At 66.5% G+C, this 15917-nt stretch carries 11 protein-coding genes and 3 rRNA genes (1 of these 14 cut by a window edge); 4 read left to right on the top strand and 10 right to left on the bottom strand.

The window, feature by feature from the left end; genetic code table 11:
* Positions 1-47: 47 nt before the first annotated feature.
* Both coxB and SriyCCGPB3_RS01605 read right to left on the bottom strand, forming a co-directional pair.
* On the bottom strand, positions 48-1001 hold the full coding sequence (gene coxB, locus SriyCCGPB3_RS01610; protein WP_153856998.1) for a cytochrome c oxidase subunit II: 954 nt from the start codon (positions 999-1001) through the stop codon (positions 48-50).
* 11 nt (positions 1002-1012) lie between these two features.
* Positions 1013-1489 carry a DUF2244 domain-containing protein gene (locus tag SriyCCGPB3_RS01605; protein ID WP_004153894.1) on the bottom strand — a complete coding sequence of 159 codons (477 nt, stop codon included), beginning with the start codon at positions 1487-1489 and terminating at the stop codon, positions 1013-1015.
* 274 nt (positions 1490-1763) lie between these two features.
* Here SriyCCGPB3_RS01605 and putA point away from each other — a divergent pair, with 274 nt between their 5' ends.
* Positions 1764-4982 carry a bifunctional proline dehydrogenase/L-glutamate gamma-semialdehyde dehydrogenase PutA gene (gene putA / locus SriyCCGPB3_RS01600; RefSeq protein ID WP_153856997.1) on the top strand — a complete coding sequence of 1073 codons (3219 nt, stop codon included), beginning with the start codon at positions 1764-1766 and terminating at the stop codon, positions 4980-4982.
* A 119-nt stretch (positions 4983-5101) separates the two neighbouring features.
* Here the strand turns inward: putA and SriyCCGPB3_RS01595 are convergent, their stop codons facing one another.
* The 3 genes from SriyCCGPB3_RS01595 to SriyCCGPB3_RS01585 all read right to left on the bottom strand — a co-directional run bounded on the left by SriyCCGPB3_RS01595 (position 5102) and on the right by SriyCCGPB3_RS01585 (position 8329).
* Positions 5102-6175 (bottom strand): AAA family ATPase, encoded by a 1074-nt coding sequence (locus tag SriyCCGPB3_RS01595; RefSeq protein WP_350259769.1) that lies wholly within the window; start codon positions 6173-6175, stop codon positions 5102-5104.
* Positions 6162-6761: a nicotinamide riboside transporter PnuC gene (gene pnuC, locus SriyCCGPB3_RS01590; protein WP_153856995.1), complete on the bottom strand. Its 600-nt coding sequence runs from the start codon at positions 6759-6761 to the stop codon at positions 6162-6164. The genes SriyCCGPB3_RS01595 and pnuC overlap by 14 nt, the downstream gene beginning before the upstream one ends.
* Before the next feature lie 140 nt (positions 6762-6901).
* Positions 6902-8329 carry an outer membrane protein transport protein gene (locus SriyCCGPB3_RS01585; protein WP_153856994.1) on the bottom strand — a complete coding sequence of 476 codons (1428 nt, stop codon included), beginning with the start codon at positions 8327-8329 and terminating at the stop codon, positions 6902-6904.
* Between the two features lie 226 nt (positions 8330-8555).
* On the opposite strand from SriyCCGPB3_RS01585, the gene SriyCCGPB3_RS01580 reads away from it, so the two are divergent.
* Positions 8556-9248: a rhomboid family intramembrane serine protease gene (locus SriyCCGPB3_RS01580; protein WP_019662230.1), complete on the top strand. Its 693-nt coding sequence runs from the start codon at positions 8556-8558 to the stop codon at positions 9246-9248.
* An 83-nt stretch (positions 9249-9331) separates the two neighbouring features.
* Here the strand turns inward: SriyCCGPB3_RS01580 and SriyCCGPB3_RS01575 are convergent, their stop codons facing one another.
* Positions 9332-10792: a S41 family peptidase gene (locus SriyCCGPB3_RS01575; RefSeq protein WP_350259768.1), complete on the bottom strand. Its 1461-nt coding sequence runs from the start codon at positions 10790-10792 to the stop codon at positions 9332-9334.
* Between the two features lie 108 nt (positions 10793-10900).
* Complete coding sequence (locus SriyCCGPB3_RS01570) at positions 10901-12199, bottom strand: murein hydrolase activator EnvC family protein (RefSeq protein ID WP_350259767.1); 1299 nt, start codon at positions 12197-12199, stop codon at positions 10901-10903.
* Positions 12200-12294: 95 nt separating this feature from the next.
* Between SriyCCGPB3_RS01570 and SriyCCGPB3_RS01565 the strand changes: the two genes are divergently transcribed.
* On the top strand, positions 12295-12957 hold the full coding sequence (locus SriyCCGPB3_RS01565) for a hypothetical protein (protein WP_110710815.1): 663 nt from the start codon (positions 12295-12297) through the stop codon (positions 12955-12957).
* Positions 12958-13042: 85 nt separating this feature from the next.
* Positions 13043-14752 (top strand): M28 family metallopeptidase, encoded by a 1710-nt coding sequence (locus SriyCCGPB3_RS01560; RefSeq protein WP_180855420.1) that lies wholly within the window; start codon positions 13043-13045, stop codon positions 14750-14752.
* 253 nt (positions 14753-15005) lie between these two features.
* On the opposite strand, the gene rrf (SriyCCGPB3_RS01555) is transcribed toward SriyCCGPB3_RS01560, so the two are convergent.
* The 3 genes from rrf (SriyCCGPB3_RS01555) to SriyCCGPB3_RS01545 form a co-directional block, all read right to left on the bottom strand.
* Positions 15006-15120, bottom strand: a 5S ribosomal RNA gene (rrf, locus tag SriyCCGPB3_RS01555).
* Between the two features lie 133 nt (positions 15121-15253).
* Positions 15254-15368, bottom strand: a 5S ribosomal RNA gene (rrf, locus tag SriyCCGPB3_RS01550).
* 125 nt (positions 15369-15493) lie between these two features.
* Positions 15494-15917, bottom strand: a 23S ribosomal RNA gene (locus SriyCCGPB3_RS01545); it runs 2454 nt beyond the window's last position.

Below are 15917 nucleotides of genomic sequence, written 5' to 3'. Positions count from 1 at the left end.
CTCAGAATCGGTTGTCACCACGGCCGCGAACGGCCGCGGGCTTTACATCACGCTCCGCTGGCCGCGGTGGCTGGCGCGCTGCCGGCTTCAGCAGCGGCAGGCGCAGCAGGTGCCTCTCCCGTCGGTGCAGTCGGCTCGGCAGGTGCCGCAGGCGTTGCCGGCTCGGCGGGCGGCGCCGGCTTGCGCTGCGCCAGCCACTGCTTGAACTCTTCCTTGGACACCGCCTCGACCACGATCGGCATGAAGCCATGGTCCTTGCCGCACAGCTCGGCGCACTGGCCCCGGTATACGCCGGGCTGCTCGATGCTGGTCCAGGCTTCATTGATGAAGCCGGGAATGGCGTCCTGCTTCCAGCCCAGCGCCGGCACCCACCAGGCGTGGATCACGTCATCGGAGGTGATGACGAAGCGCACCTTGGTATCGACCGGCAGCACCAGGCGGTTGTCGACATCCAGCAGGTAGTGCGGATGGCTTTCGCGGGTCGGCACGATGCCGCTCTGCCGCACGCGGTCGGACTCGCGGTCCAGGCGGCTGGTGAAGGTGACGTTCTCGCCGAGGTATTCGTACTTCCACATCCACTGGTAGCCGGTGACCTTCACCGTCATCTCGGCATCGCGGGTGTCGTACATCTTGATCAGGTTGGCCGTGGCCGGCCAGGCCATCACGATCAGGATGATCACCGGGATCACCGTCCAGATCACCTCGGCCTTGGTGTTGTGGCTGAAGGTGGCGGCGACCGCGCCCTTGGATTTGCGGAACTTGAAGATGGCGTAGGCCATCGCACCGAACACGATGACGCCGATCACCGTGCAGATGATCAACGAGAGATTGTTCGATTCCCAGGCCAGGCGCGAGGTCTGGGTCACCCCCTTGCCCATGTTCAGCTGCCACGGCTTGGGATCGGCCGCCTGGGCCCAGGCCAACGCCGGCATCAGTCCCCCGGCCACCATGGCGGTGACCGCTGCAACGCACTTCGTGCCCCACCTGCTGCTTTGCTTCATTGCCTAGACCCTTAGCGTCGTCGGTTGCCGCCATCGCTGGCGGCGAGCAAGCTTTCAAGTGTCTCTGCAAGCGTCTGACGTTCGGCCGGCGCGAGGAAACTCCCCACCTCCACCTGCCGGCCGCTGGATGCCAGCCGGACCCTCTCATCGTCGGTGAGCAGGCGCACCCAGTGGGGGTGGGCCCGGAACACCGGCGATCCACCGGGTACGGGGATGACCTCCACGTACGCCGGCACTACCCGGATCTCCTCCTGCCGTTCACCACTGCGCCACAAGGCACGCAGTGCCGCCGCCAGCACCAGGCTGTACAGCAGCGCGAACAGGGGGGCGAATGCATTGCCGGCCAACCACCCGAGGGCGGACACCAGCCACATCGCACCCGACAACACGGTGAACAACAGGACGAACTGCCGGGCATCGAGCGCCCGTGGGGGACGCAGCCGCAGCTGCGTACCTGACCCATCCGGAGCTGGAAGCACCTCGATCATGTCGCAACCGCGTTCCTGCCGCGGGAAACGTCTCGATGGTAGCCCCGCCCTCTCGCCGGTAGCAAGGGTGCATTCACACTTTTTCCCATGCTGCAACACAGCATGAGGCCGGCGGCACGAATGACGAATTCAGCACAAATTCTGCCGAGCTTGCTGAACACGCTGAATCCACCGCAGCTAGGGGCTATCAGCGCTTCACGAAGGTGGCTGAGGGGCACTTCCGCAACCCGCAAAAATGATTAAAATCGCCAAGTTTTCCACTGGCCGGACCGGCATGAACGCACCTTCCTCCTCCCCTGCCGCCAGCGACGCCCTGCGTCCCGGCGCGCTGCTGTCGCCGGAACTGCCGGCGCCCCCCAACCCGTTCCGCCAGGCCATCACCGATGGCTGGTTGAAGGACGAGGCCAGCCACGTGCGCGAGCTGCTGGCGCAGGCCCGCCTGCCCGCCGAGGAGCAGGCCAAGGTACAGGCGCTGGCCGCCGACCTGGTCGGCCGCGTGCGCGTGCGGGCCAAGGACCAGGGCGCGATCGAAGCCTTCATGCGCCAGTACGACCTGGGCAGCGAGGAAGGCGTGCTGCTGATGTGCGTGGCCGAGGCGCTGCTGCGCATTCCGGACCAGGACACCGCCGACAAGCTGATCCGCGACAAGCTGGCCGATGCCGACTGGGAAAAGCACCTGGGCGGCAGCGACTCGGTGCTGGTCAACGCCTCCACCTGGGGCCTGATGCTGACCGGCAAGCTGGTGCAGATGAACGACGCCACCCGCGCCGATGCGCCCAGCGCGTTCAAGCGCCTGGTCGGCCGCGTTGGTGAGCCGGTGGTGCGCCTGGCCGTGCGCCAGGCGATGAAGATCATGGGCCACCAGTTCGTCATGGGCCGCACCATCAGCGAAGCGCTGTCGCGCTCGCACAAGGGCGACAACGCGAACTACCGCTACTCCTTCGACATGCTGGGCGAAGGCGCGCTGACCATGAAGGACGCGCTGCGCTACCTGGAAGACTATCGTCGTGCGATCCACGCCATCGGCGGCGACCACAAGGCACGCGGCGGCCGTCCGGATGGCGACGTCAACAACGCCCCGGGCATCTCGATCAAGCTGTCGGCGCTGTACCCGCGCTACGAGCACGCCAAGCGCGAGCGCGTGCTGAAGGACCTGGTGCCGGGCGTGCTGGAACTGGCACAGCTGGCCAAGAGCTACGGCATCGGCTGCACCGTCGACGCCGAAGAGTCCGACCGCCTGGAACTGTCGCTGGACATCATCGAGCAGGTGTTCTCCGATGCGTCGCTGGCCGGCTGGGATGGCTTCGGTGTGGTCGTGCAGGCCTACCAGAAGCGCACGCCGTACACGATCGACCACCTGGCCGACATGGCGCGCCGCGCCGGTCGCCGCCTGCAGGTGCGCCTGGTCAAGGGCGCCTACTGGGACGCCGAGATCAAGCGCGCGCAGATCGAAGGCTATCCGGGCTACCCGGTGTTCACCCGCAAGCAGAACACCGACGTCTCCTACCTGGCCTGCGCCAAGCGCCTGTTCACCCATGCCGACGCGATCTACCCGATGTTCGCCACGCACAACGCACACACCATCGCGGCCGTGCGCAGCATCGCCAATGGCGGCGTGTACGAGCACCAGAAGCTGCACGGCATGGGCGACGACCTGTACGCCGAAGTGGTGCCGGCCGACCGCTTGAACCTGCCCTGCCGCGTGTATGCGCCGGTCGGTTCGCATGAAGACCTGCTGCCGTACCTGGTGCGTCGCCTGCTGGAAAACGGCGCCAACTCCAGCTTCGTCAACCGCATCACCGACGAGCGCGTGCCGATCGCCGACCTGATCCGCGATCCGGTCGAGATGGTCGCTTCGTTCGAATCGATTCCGCATCCCAAGATCCCGCTGCCGGTTGACCTGCTGCGCAGCCAGAACCACGACAGGAAGAACTCCATGGGCGCCAACCTCGCCAACGACAACGAACTGCGCGCCCTGGCCGAGCAGCTCAACGCAGCCGTCAAGCCATGGCAGGCCGCCCCGCTGGTACCGGGTGCCAACCCGACCGGCGCCTCGCTGCCGGTGACCAACCCGGCCGACACCCGCGAGGTGGTCGGCCAGTGGCAGGCCGCCGATGCCGCCACCGTGCAGAAGGCCCTGGCCAATGCCGTGGCCGCGCAGCCGGCCTGGAACCGCACCCCGGCCGCCAGCCGCGCCGCCATCCTCGAGCACGCCGCCGACCAGCTGGAAGCGCGCATGCCGGAGTTCATGGCGCTGTGCGTGAAGGAAGCCGGCAAGAGCCTGCCCGACGGCATCGCCGAAGTGCGCGAAGCGGTGGACTTCCTGCGCTACTACGCCAAGCAGGCGCGCGAGCAGTTCAGCCACGCCGAGAAGCTGCCGAGCCCGACCGGTGAGTCCAACGAGCTGCAGCTGCATGGCCGCGGCGTGTTCGTCTGCATCAGCCCGTGGAACTTCCCGCTGGCGATCTTCCTGGGCCAGGTCGCTGCCGCACTGGCTGCCGGCAACAGCGTCATCGCCAAGCCGGCCGAGCAGACCAACCTGATCGGCTACTACGCGGTGAAGCTGCTGCATGACGCCGGCGTGCCGGCCGAGGTGGTGCAGTACCTGCCGGGCGACGGTGCCACCGTCGGCGCCGCGCTGACCGCCGACCCGCGCGTGGCTGGCGTGGCCTTCACCGGCTCCACCGACACCGCACGTGCGATCAACCGCGCCATGGCTGCGCGTGACGCCGCCATCGGTGTGCTGATCGCCGAGACCGGTGGCCAGAACGCCTTCATCGCCGACTCCTCGGCGCTGCCGGAACAGCTGGTCAAGGACGCGATCGGTTCGGCCTTCACCTCCGCCGGCCAGCGCTGCTCGGCCGCGCGCGTGCTGTTCGTGCAGGACGACATCGCCGACAAGGTGATGACCATGCTGGCCGGCGCGATGAAGGAACTGAAGGTCGGCAATCCGGGCCTGCTGTCCACCGACGTCGGCCCGGTGATCGACGCCGATGCACTGAAGATCCTGCAGGACCACGCCGAACGCATGGACCGCGAAGCGCGCCTGATCGCCGCCGCCGAGCTGTCCGCCGAAGCGGCCAACGGCACCTTCTTCGCACCGCGCGCGTATGAGCTGAAGGACCTGGGCCAGCTGCACAAGGAAATCTTCGGGCCGGTCCTGCACGTGATCCGCTGGAAGGGCGACCAGCTCGACGCGGTGATCGACCAGATCAACGCCACCGGTTACGGCCTGACCCTGGGCGTGCATTCGCGCATTGACGAGACCGTCGACCGCATCAGCAACGGCGTCCACGTCGGCAACGTCTACGTCAACCGCAACCAGATCGGTGCGGTGGTCGGCGTGCAGCCGTTCGGCGGCCAGGGCCTGTCCGGCACCGGCCCGAAGGCCGGCGGCCCGCACTACCTGCTGCGCTTCGCCACCGAAAAGACGGTGACGGTGAACACCACCGCCGCCGGCGGCAACGCCTCGCTGCTGACCCTGGGCGACTGATCGCCCAGTAGTTGCAGTGAACGAAAAACCCCGCGAAAGCGGGGTTTTTTGTGCTTCTGCATCCTGTAGAGCCGAGCCCACGCTCGGCTTGCATGGTGCATGCGGGCACTGGATCGGCCCTACAGAGGCGGGGCGACACTGAACCGGTTGTCCGCCCGCTTCGCCAGCTCGCCCTGCACCCGTGCGATGCGCATCTCCAGATCGCCTTCCAGCAGCACGTACTCGACACCCTCTGCCTGCAGCTGCGCCAGGTACCACGCATGCTGCTGCGCCCGGAAGGCTTCGCCCACACGCGTACCGTCCTGGTCGAACGGAATATCCGGTGCGCACAGGAACAGCAGGTCGTAGCGTCGTCGTGCCGCCTGCCGCAGCGGCTCCGGTGCCGTGCCGAACATCCAGCCGCTGTACCCCAGCGTCACCCACGGCGTGGTATCGCAGAACAGCCAGCGATGCGCGCGCCGCGCGGCCTCCTCTTCGTGCTGTGGCTGTGTCATTGCAATGCGAAGCAGATCGTCCGGCGTCAGTTCTCCGCCCTGCTGCTCCCACAGGGTGCGGCCGTACTCCGGCACCCAGGCGGTCTGCAGGCGCTCGGCCAGCACGCGCGCCAGCGTGGTCTTGCCGCTGGACTCGCCACCGATGAACGCCACGCGCTGCACATGGACGGCATACACCTGCGGTGCGAGGCCATGGCGATGCGCATGCGGATCGGCGCGCAGCTGGGTGCCACTGGCCTGGCCGACATCGAGCGAGCGTTCCAGCCGTTCATGCCGCACCGGTGCGTTGAAGCAGGCTGCCAGCGCATCGGCAAAACCGTCCCCGTAGTCCTCACCGGTGTACACCGCCTGCACTGGCCCACCGAACAGGTTCAGGCACAGCCAGGCGGTGAAGTCGCGCTGCACCTGTTCGTCATCACTGTCCTGCGGCAGCGTGCGCACGGGCAAACCGTGCTGCGTGCACAATGCCGCCAGTCGCGTGTCATCCAGCACCGCCACCGTCGCCTGCGGGAAACGCGCACGCAGCCAGCGCTCGCGGCGCTCGGCGCTGTAGCCGGCAAAGCCCGGCTGCGACCAGCCGATCACCAGCAGCTGCTGGCAGCGCGTGGCGGCGAAGTCGATCAGGCGTTCGTGGCCGAGATGCAGCGGGCAGAACTTGCCCACTACCAGGCCGCGCGCAACGCGCTCAGGCAGCGGCATCGGCCGCCCTGGCCTCGTCGCGCATCAGGTGCCGCCAATGGCGCAGGGCCACCAGCGCATTGATCCAGAAGCCCACGTACAGGATCGAGGTCAGGTGCAGGCCACGGCTGTAGTACAGCGGCACCGCAACGGTGTTCACCAGCAGCCACACCCACCACGATTCCAGCTTGCGCCGCATCATCAGGATCTGCGCGATCACACTCAACACCAGCACCGCCGAATCGATGTAGGGCGCATAGGCGTTGGTCAGCCGGGTCAGCATCCAGCCGTAGCCGAACGTGGCCACCACCGCCAGCGGCGCCAGCCAGGCCCATGCCCGCGGCCGCAGCGCGGTGATCGGCAGCGGCGCACCATGGTCGCCACGCAGCCACTGCCACCAGCCCAGCACGCTGATGGCGATGAAGAAGAACTGCAGCACCATGTCCGCGTACAGGTGCGATCGTTCGAACACAGCGGCAAACAAGGCGCAGCCAACGATGCCCAGCCACCAGGTGTGCACGTTGTTGCGGCCGGCCAGCAGGATCGAGCCGGCGACGGCAATGTTGGCAGCCAGCTCCAGCTGGAAGTTCGGATCGGACAGGTTCATCGCCCTATTGTCATGGATCCGCGCGCTGCGTGGACGATCCGGTAGATCCATGCCATGCATGGATGCCCCGAGCTACCTCACAAAAAGAAAGCCCCGCTTGCGCGGGGCCTCCTTCGTCCTGCGTCAGGCAATCGCCTGGATCAGAACTTGTACTGCATCGAAGCCGCCAGCACGTCGCCGCTTACCTTGTACTTGCCGGTCACGGTGTTGGCCGTGGCCGAGGTCGAGGTGATGTTCGGATCCTTGGTGAACAGGTGGGTGTAGCCCACGCTGTATTCCATCTTTTCCGAAGCCGCGTAGGTCAGACCCAGCGACAGCCACTTGCGGGTGGTGTCCGGCACGCGCACGTCGCGGTGGGCGTCGGTGGTCGGGGTCTGGTCGTAGGCGAGACCGCCGCGCAGGGTCAGCTTCTCGTTCATGCGGTACTCGGTACCGATCGACGCGAAGGTGGTGTCGCGGTAGTGGAACGGCAGCACGCTGTCCGGCTGGTTGGAGTCATACTGCACGGCCACCTGGTCGAACTTGCTCCAGGCGGTACGCGAGACGTCGGCCATGATCTTCCACTGGTCGTTCACGCGGTGGGTGAAGCTGACGGTGGCGCTGGCCGGCAGGGTGATCGAGGCACGACCCTTGCTGTCGATGAAGGTGCCCGGAGCGGCAGCGGCCAGGAAGGCTGCGGCGTTGCCCGGAATGGTGAAGTCGGCCTTGCCGTCGTTGATCTTGTGCTTGACCTGCGAGCGGTAGCTGAAGGCGATGTTGGTGCCTTCCACCGGGCTGACGGTCATGCCCAGGGTGTAGCCCATGGACACTTCGTCACCCTTGATGCGCAGGAAGCCATCGGCGGTGCCCGGAGCGAAGCCCTGCTGGGCCATGGCGACAGCGGCCTGACGCGAGGCGGCAGCAGCCTGGGCGGCGGTGCCACCGGCAGCCAGAACGGCAGCGGCAGCCTTCTGCTGGGCGCTGGCGTTGATCGCGGTGCCGGTATCGACGGCGCTGGTCAGGTCGACGTTCAGACGCTCGGCGAACACCGAAGCACCGAACGACAGGTACGGGTTGACGTCGTAGGAGAACGCCACGCCCAGGTCGATCGCCTGCAGCTCGGTCTTGACGCCGTTGTAGCGGCCGACCCAGTCACGGTCGTATTCGGTCTTGAAGCCGAACGGCACGGTCAGCGAGGCGCCGAAGTGCATGTTCTCCTTCTCGCCGAACGGCAGGTGGAAGTAGGCCGCCGGGACCGGGGCGATCATGCCGGCGTCGCCGCCGTTGCCGCCGGAAATCGGAGCGCCGTTGGCGTACTTGCCCTGGCCACGGAACTTGGCACCGAAGCTGATGGCGCTGACGTCGCCCTGCAGCATGGTGCCGTCGAGCAGGCGCATGGAGGCCGGGTTGGTGGCGATGACCGAGGCGTCGCCCTCGGCCGAGGTGGAGCCGGCGAACGCGCGGCCCAGGCCCTTGGCACTGTTTTCCTTCAGCTGGAAGGCGGCAGCGTTGGCGTCGGCGGCGGCCAGCGCACCGGCAACGCCGACGGCCAGCAGGGTCAGACGGGCAATGGTGGAAGCGGTTTGCATCGTAGTTCTCTCTCCGGTAAGCGGTGATGTTGCTCTGAGTGCGCCTGCGCCCGGCAGGTCCTGGGACCCATCGGAGCGCGCCGGATTCCCCTCCCGACATACGACGCCGTATGCGAGTATTACCCAGAGCTGTTAATGAAACAATAACAGCAGTGGCGGTTTTTTCGTCCCAAAAGCTGAACAGGACAATCCCCGCCGCAAGCGCCCGCACGCTAGGCTAGTGCCCATGTTCGTCTCCCTCCCGTCGCGCAAGAAGGCGGCCCTGCGCTGGGCCACGCCCGTGCTGTTTGCGGCACTGTGGCTGGCGTTCCTGTGGTCGATCTCGCGTCCGGACGATGCCCGCGGCAGCCTCTGGCTGGACTGGGGCGCCCTGTCCACCGGCCTGACCCACCCGCTGGACTGGTGGGCGACCCTGCAGGACGGCAGCGTGCTGCGCCTGTTCACCGCCTTGTTCCTGCATGCCGACTGGTCGCACCTGCTGGGCAACCTGGTGTTCCTGCTGATCTTCGGCCTGCCCGCCGAGCGGGTGCTGGGCCCGTGGCGGCTGCTGCTGCTGTTCCTGGTCGGCGGTGCGGTGTCCAATCTGGTGGCGATCTACACCATGGGCAGCCCGGACCAGATCATCATCGGTGCCAGCGGTGCGGTCTCCGCACTGATCGGCGCCTACCTGGCCCTGTTCCCGGGCGCCCGGCTGGGCGTGGTGATCCCGCTCGGCCTGTTCCTGGAGTTCGTGCGCGCCCCAGCCTACCTGCTGATCGGTGTCTGGGCCGCGTTGCAGGTCGTATTCGCCCATATCGGCCCCAGCTTCGGCATGGTGGCCTGGTGGGCGCACATCGGCGGCTTCGTGTTCGGCGTGGTGTACGGGGTCTACGTGCGGGCGGCCATCGCCCGCCGCCTGCGCAAGCGCCACGGCTTCTGACACCGGGTCGTGCCGGCCGCTGGCCGGCTCCACGCTCACCCGCTCGTTCGTAGATCAGCCGAGCATGGCTCGACTCTGCAGAATCAGGGCTTGGCCGGAACCGGGGCGGGCTTGGTTTCCGGCGTGCTGTCCGCCTTCGGTTCGACCTTCGGCTCCGGCTTGGCTTCGGGCTTCGCCGCTGCAGCCTTCGCGGCCTTGGCAGCCTCCGCCTTGGCCGCTTCGGCCTTCAACCGCGCAGCCACCGAACCCGGGTTCTTCAGCTCGGCCAGCGCGTCGTTGATCGGGCCATCGCCCGGCAGCACCGCACCGGCGTGGTAGCCCTCGGTGCCTTCGTCGTCGCCGCGCAGGTGGCCCGGCAGGGTCGCTTCGCTGTAGTCGCTCAGGCTGGCCGGCAGTGCATCCTCGGCCGGCGTGGCGGCGGGCTTCAGTTCGACATCCGGCACGATGCCGGTGGCCTGGATCGACTTGCCGCTGGGCGTGTAATAGCGCGCGGTGGTCAGCTTCACCGAATCACCGTTGTCCAGCGGCAGCACGGTCTGCACCGAGCCCTTGCCGAAGGTGCGGCTGCCGACCACGCGCGCGCGCTTGTTGTCGCGCAGCGCACCGGCCAGCACTTCCGATGCACTGGCCGAACCGGCATCGGCCAGCACCACCACCGGTGCGCCCTTCAGCAGATCACCCGGGGTCGCGTCGAAACGGGCATCGCTGATGCTGATGCGACCGCGGGTGCTGACGATGTTGCCCTTGTCGAGCAGATCATCGGCCACCTGCACCGCAGCAGTCAGCAGGCCACCCGGGTTGCTGCGCAGGTCCAGCACCAGACCCTTGAGCTGGCCACCGGACTGCTTCTGCAGCTGCTGCACGTGCTTCTGGAAGTCCGAACCGGTATCGGCCTGGAAGGTGCTCAGGCGGATGTAGCCATAACCCGGCTCCAGCAGGCGGCTGCGCACGCTGGTCACGCGGATGGTCTGGCGGGTCAGGCTGACATCGAACGGCTTCGGCTTGCCCTCGCGCACGATGGTCAGCACTACCTTGCTGCCGGCCGGGCCGCGCAGCGGTTCGCTGGCATCGATCGCACTGATCGGCTTGCCGTCGATGGCGATGATCAGGTCACCGGCGAGGATGCCGGCCTTGGCCGCCGGCGTGTCGTCGATCGGCGAGATCACCTTCATGCTGGCGTTGTCCGGCTGCTGCTGCAGTTCCACGCCGATGCCTTCGTAGGCACCATTGGCCTGCTCGTCGAAGGCCTGCGCGTCTTCCTTGTTGAAGTAGGTGCTGTGCGGATCGAGGTCGAGCAGCAGGCCACGCACCGCCGCCTGCATCAGCTTCTTGTCATCGACCGGGTCGACATAGGCGGCACGCACCGCGTTGTACACGGCCACGAAGCGGCGGATTTCCTCCAGCGGCACCTTCGAGGTCACCGCCTCCTCGCTGTTCGCTGCCTGCCCACTGGTTTCCTGGCTCGGAGCGGGCGCGGTCTGCTGCGCCCAGGACAGCACTGGCAACAGGGCCAGCAAGAGGGTGGCGGTACGGGCTGCGCGCATGGATCACTCCTGTCGACGTTGGCATCGTGCCCAAGGCACATGCGTCGATTATGCGCGAAGCACAGCTAAATTCCCGTTGAATCCGCCCGCCACGCGACAGCGCCGGATTCAGCGCCGCTGCAGCCAGCTGTCGGGGTTCACCGGCTGCCCGCCCCGGCGCAGCTCGAAGTACAGCGCGGTCACGCCCTGGCCACCGGAATTGCCGACCTTGGCCACCGCATCGCCGCGGCTGACCCGCGCGCCGGCATCCTTCAGCAGGGTGTCGTTGTGGGCGTACAGGCTCATGTAGCCGTTGCCGTGGTCAACGATCAGGATCATGCCGTAGCCGGTCATCCAGTCGGAGAACACCACGGTGCCGTCGGCCACGGCGGTGACGGTGCTGCCGGCCGGCGCACCGATCAGTACGCCGCTGCTGGTGCGGCCATCGGGCAGCTTGCCGCCATAGCGGGCCAACAGGTTGCCGGACAACGGCCAGCCCAGGCCACCGACCTTCGGGGCCGGTGCGGACGCCACCGCCGGCGGAACCTTGGTGGGCGGTGGCGGCCGTCCCTGTGCCGCTGCCTGGCGTGCGGCACGTTCGGCGGCAGCCTTCTCCGCAGCTGCACGGCGTGCAGCCGCGCGACGCTCGGCCTCGGCACGGGCGGCGGCCGCACGCAGATTGGCCAGCAGTGTTTCCAGCGCCTTGGCATCCTGGCCCAGCGCCTGTTCCTTCTCGCGCTGGTCCTTGAAGCGCTCGTCCAGCGAGGCAACCGTCTTTGCGCGATCGCGGCGATCGACTTCCAGGGCCGCTGCCTGCTGCTTCTGGTCCTGCTGCGCGCCCTGCAGCTTCTGCTTGCGCTCGGCGATCTGCGCCTGCAGCGCTTCCAGTTCCTTCAGGTCAGCCGTCAGCGTGGTGATGCGCTGTGCCCGCTCGCGCTGCAGATAGCGGTGGTAGGCCAGGGCACGGTTGGCATCGGCCACCGTGTCCTGCGACAACAGCAGTTTCAACGGTGCATGGTTGCCCAGCTGGTAGGCCGCGCGCAGCAGGCCGGCCAGCTCGCGGTGCTGCTGGGTGAGGTTGGCCTGCAACGTGCTGCGGCGCTGTTCGGCCTCGGCCAGGGCCCTTCCCTGCTCGCGCAGCGCGGTTTCGGTCTGCGCCAACGCACGGCCGGTGCGGGCCACCTTTTCATCTGCCTCACGCAGCTGCTGTGAGGCCTGGCCGCGCTGGCCCTCGATCTGCCGACGCTCCTGCGCCACGCCCTTCAGCTCACTGCGCAGCTTCTGCAGCTTGCGCTCGGTCTCGCGCGTGGTCTGCGCGGCGCCCGGCAGCGGCAGCGCCAGGGCGATCGCCAGCCCCAACAGCAGGCAGCGCCCGCCGCGCAAGGCGGCGATGTGATGTCGGCGTGATGGCAAGGCGTTGTCGCGCAAGGGCTTTCCAGTGACTTCAGGCAGTTGCAGGGGCTACCGGGGAATGGTGACATCTCCGCACGCGGCCTGCCAGCCGCACATCCATCGAGGTCCCCATGAAAGCTCTTTCCATTCCGCTGCTGTTGGGCGTACTACTGGCCACCGGGCCAGTCTGTGCCCAGGAGAACATCAGCAAGGTCAACGGCAGCATCAGCGCCGAAGCCGGCCAACGCTACGGCAAGCTGGATACCGTCAACGGCGGTATCCGCGTCGGTGAAGGCGTCGAGACCGGCAGCATCGATACCGTCAACGGCGGGGTGAAGGTCGCCGACCGCGCACGCACCGGCAAGATCGAAACAGTCAACGGCGGTGTGCGCCTGGGCCGCGAAGTCATCGCGCGCGGCAGCGTCAGCACTGTCAACGGCAGCATCTTCACCGACCGCGGCAGCGAGGTCGAAGGCGGCGTTGAAACCGTGAACGGCGGCATCGGTCTGGTCGAAAGCCGCGTCGGCAAGGACGTCGAGACCGTCAACGGTGACATCACCGTGGGCATCGGCTCGCAGGTCAACGGCGGCGTGCACGTGCGCAAACCGAACTTCAGCGTCTCGCTGACCGCCAGCCGCAAGCCGCGCGTGATCATCGGACCGAATGCGGTGGTCAACGGCTCCCTGCAGTTCGAACGCGAAGTGGTGCTGTACGTGCATCGCACCGCCCGCATCGGGCCGGTCACCGGCGCCGAGCCGATCCCGTTCGATACCGAAACCGCCCCCGCGGACTGAGCGCACCGGCCTTCGGGTTCGGTGATACTCGCTGATACCGGTCGTACAAGACGTGCGGCCGCCCTTTGTTTCCCAGGAATCGATGATGCCCCGCAAACTCCTCCTGTGCCTGGCCGCTGCGGCCGCGCTCAGTGCCTGCAAAGGCGAAGACACGCCGGCCGCCGCGCCGGCCACCGACACCGCCGCTGCGAAGCCGGCCGCCCATCAGTTCTCCCCGGAGATCAACGCCGGCGATTTCGCCGAGATGGTCAAGACCCTGGCTTCGGATGAGTTCGAAGGCCGCGCCCCGGGCAGCAAGGGCGAGGAACTGACGGTCAACTACATCCGCGACCAGATGCAGCGCATCGGCCTGCAGCCCGGCAACGGCGACAGCTGGTTCCAGGATGTGCCGATGACCGAGACCACGGCCGACGAATCGACCGTGTTGAAGATCACCCAGGGCGGCAAGACCACCGAGCTGAAGTTCGGCACCGACATGGTGGTCGGCACCCGTACCGGCCAGGCCGAGGTGAAGGTCGATGCCAGCGACCTGGTGTTCGTCGGCTACGGCGTTGACGCGCCGGAGCAGAAGTGGAACGACTACGCCGGCCAGGACTGGAAGGGCAAGACGGTCGTCATGTTCGTCAACGATCCGGGCTTCCACGTCGATGACGCGAAGCTGTTCGACGGCAAGCGCATGACCTACTACGGCCGCTGGACCTACAAGTTCGAGGAGGCCGCGCGCAAGGGTGCCGCTGCTGCACTGATCGTGCACGACACCGCCGGCGCTTCCTATGGTTGGGACGTGGTGAAGAACTCCTGGGCCGGCCCGCAGTACGACCTGCCGGCCAAGGATGACCCGGAAGCACGTATCCCGGTGCAGGGCTGGCTGAGTGCCGACGCCGCCAAGGCGCTGTTCGCCGGTGCCGGCCTGGACCTTGCACAGGCCTACAAGGACGCCAGCAAACGCGGCTTCAAGCCGGTGCCGCTGAAGGCGACCGCTGCGGTCGACCTGAAGAGCCAGATCGCGCAGAAGCAGTCGCGCAACGTGGTGGGCGTGCTGCCGGGCAGCAAGCGCGCTGACGAGGCCGTGCTGTACATGGCGCACTGGGACCACCTCGGCAAGCATGAGGGTGAGACCGGCGACAACATCTACAACGGCGCAGTCGACAACGCCACCGGCGTGGCCGGCATTCTCGAAGTGGCCGAAGCCATGGCCCACCAGGAGCCGAAGCCGGAGCGATCGGTGGTGTTCCTGGCGGTGACCCTGGAAGAGTCCGGCCTGCTGGGTTCGAAGTACTACGTTGCCCATCCGACCTTCCCGCTGGACAAGATCGCCGGTGTGATCAACATCGATGCGATGTCGGTGGCCGGCCGTGCCAAGGACGTGACCGTCACCGGCTTCGGCAGCTCGGAGCTGGAGGACATCCTCAAGCCGCTGGCTGCCGCCCAGGACCGTACCTTGCACGGTGAGACCTCGGTGCAGAGTGGCTTCTACTTCCGCTCCGATCACTTCAACTTCGCCAAGGCCGGTGTGCCAGCCCTGTACGCCGATGGCGGCGAAGACCTGCGCGAGGGTGGCGTGGACGCGGGTCGCAAGGCTGCAGCCGACTACGGCGCCAACCGTTACCACGGCCCGAAGGACGAGTTCGATGCGGCCACCTGGAAGCTGGACGGCACCGTGGAAGACCTGCAGCTGATGTACGGCGTGGGCAAGGAACTGGCCGGTGGTGATCGTTGGCCGAACTGGTACGAAGGCAACCCGTTCAAGGCTGCCCGCGACGCGATGATGAAGGACAAGGTCCCGGCCAAGTAAGTCGAGCCATGCTCGACTGACCATGGTTCAAGCCTGAGCGGCGCCCGACAGGGCGCCGCTTTTTTTTGCGCTCCACCATTGGTGGATACCAACCTTGGTTGGCACTCTGCCATCGATAGTCGCCAACCTTGGTTGGCGCCGCCGCTCGCGGCGGTTTCATCAACGCGCCTGCCGGCCAGCGGCCGGCACTACCGGTATTTCCTGAGCACAAAGAAAAACCCCGCTGCGTGAGCAGCGGGGTTTTGGGTGTAAACCCTGGCGATGACCTACTCTCGCATGGCTTGAGCCACACTACCATCGGCGCAGCTGCGTTTCACTTCCGAGTTCGGGATGGGATCGGGTGGTTCCACAGCGCTAATTTCACCAGGGAGACGGTTGCAGCAGCGCTTGCAGCGCCAGCTTCGCGATCTTGCCCGTGGGGCGGAAGGTACCCGGAAAATGCAGTGCCTTCACTTAATAAGAAAAACCCCGCTGCGTAAGCAGCGGGGTTTTGGGTGTAAACCCTGGCGATGACCTACTCTCGCATGGCTTGAGCCACACTACCATCGGCGCAGCTGCGTTTCACTTCCGAGTTCGGGATGGGATCGGGTGGTTCCACAGCGCTAATTTCACCAGGGAGGCTTTTGGAGAGTCGCACTCGTCCCGAGGGACAAGGCGCCAGCCTCGCATAGTTCTTGTGACGTAGCGTGCACTTGGATGCTCTTACGACGCTGTCGTAAAGCCAAGGCAACTTGAGGTTATATGGTCAAGCCTCTCGGATCATTAGTATCAGTTAGCTCAATACATTGCTGTACTTACACACCTGACCTATCAACCACGTAGTCTACATGGTTCCTTCAGGGGGCTTGTGCCCCGGGAGATCTCATCTTGAGGCGCGCTTCCCGCTTAGATGCTTTCAGCGGTTATCGCTTCCGAACATAGCTACCCGGCAATGCCACTGGCGTGACAACCGGAACACCAGAGGTTCGTCCACTCCGGTCCTCTCGTACTAGGAGCAGCCCCTCTCAAATCTCCAACGCCCATGGCAGATAGGGACCGAACTGTCTCACGACGTTCTGAACCCAGCTCGCGTACCACTTTAAATGGCGAACAGCCATACCCTTGGGACCGACTACAGCCCCAGGATGTGATGAGCCGACATCGAGGTGCCAAACACCGCCGTCGA

Origin of the sequence: Stenotrophomonas riyadhensis (genome assembly GCF_040256885.1) — a bacterium.
In the GTDB taxonomy this organism is placed as follows: Bacteria; Pseudomonadota; Gammaproteobacteria; order Xanthomonadales; family Xanthomonadaceae; genus Stenotrophomonas; species Stenotrophomonas riyadhensis.
This window is presented reverse-complemented; position numbering and strand designations above follow the sequence as displayed.

Bases quoted from the DNA above. Each gene is read 5' to 3' on its own strand.
- SriyCCGPB3_RS01585 (WP_153856994.1), bottom strand. From the start codon at position 8,329: ATGCAAACCGCTTCCACCATTGCCCGTCTGACCCTGCTGGCCGTCGGC.
- SriyCCGPB3_RS01595 (WP_350259769.1), bottom strand. From the start codon at position 6,175: ATGCCGCTGCCTGAGCGCGTTGCGCGCGGCCTGGTAGTGGGCAAGTTC.
- SriyCCGPB3_RS01565 (WP_110710815.1), top strand. From the start codon at position 12,295: ATGAAAGCTCTTTCCATTCCGCTGCTGTTGGGCGTACTACTGGCCACC.
- pnuC (WP_153856995.1), bottom strand. From the start codon at position 6,761: ATGAACCTGTCCGATCCGAACTTCCAGCTGGAGCTGGCTGCCAACATT.
- SriyCCGPB3_RS01560 (WP_180855420.1), top strand. From the start codon at position 13,043: ATGCCCCGCAAACTCCTCCTGTGCCTGGCCGCTGCGGCCGCGCTCAGT.
- SriyCCGPB3_RS01580 (WP_019662230.1), top strand. From the start codon at position 8,556: ATGTTCGTCTCCCTCCCGTCGCGCAAGAAGGCGGCCCTGCGCTGGGCC.
- putA (WP_153856997.1), top strand. From the start codon at position 1,764: ATGAACGCACCTTCCTCCTCCCCTGCCGCCAGCGACGCCCTGCGTCCC.
- SriyCCGPB3_RS01605 (WP_004153894.1), bottom strand. From the start codon at position 1,489: ATGATCGAGGTGCTTCCAGCTCCGGATGGGTCAGGTACGCAGCTGCGG.
- coxB (WP_153856998.1), bottom strand. From the start codon at position 1,001: ATGAAGCAAAGCAGCAGGTGGGGCACGAAGTGCGTTGCAGCGGTCACC.
- SriyCCGPB3_RS01575 (WP_350259768.1), bottom strand. From the start codon at position 10,792: ATGCGCGCAGCCCGTACCGCCACCCTCTTGCTGGCCCTGTTGCCAGTG.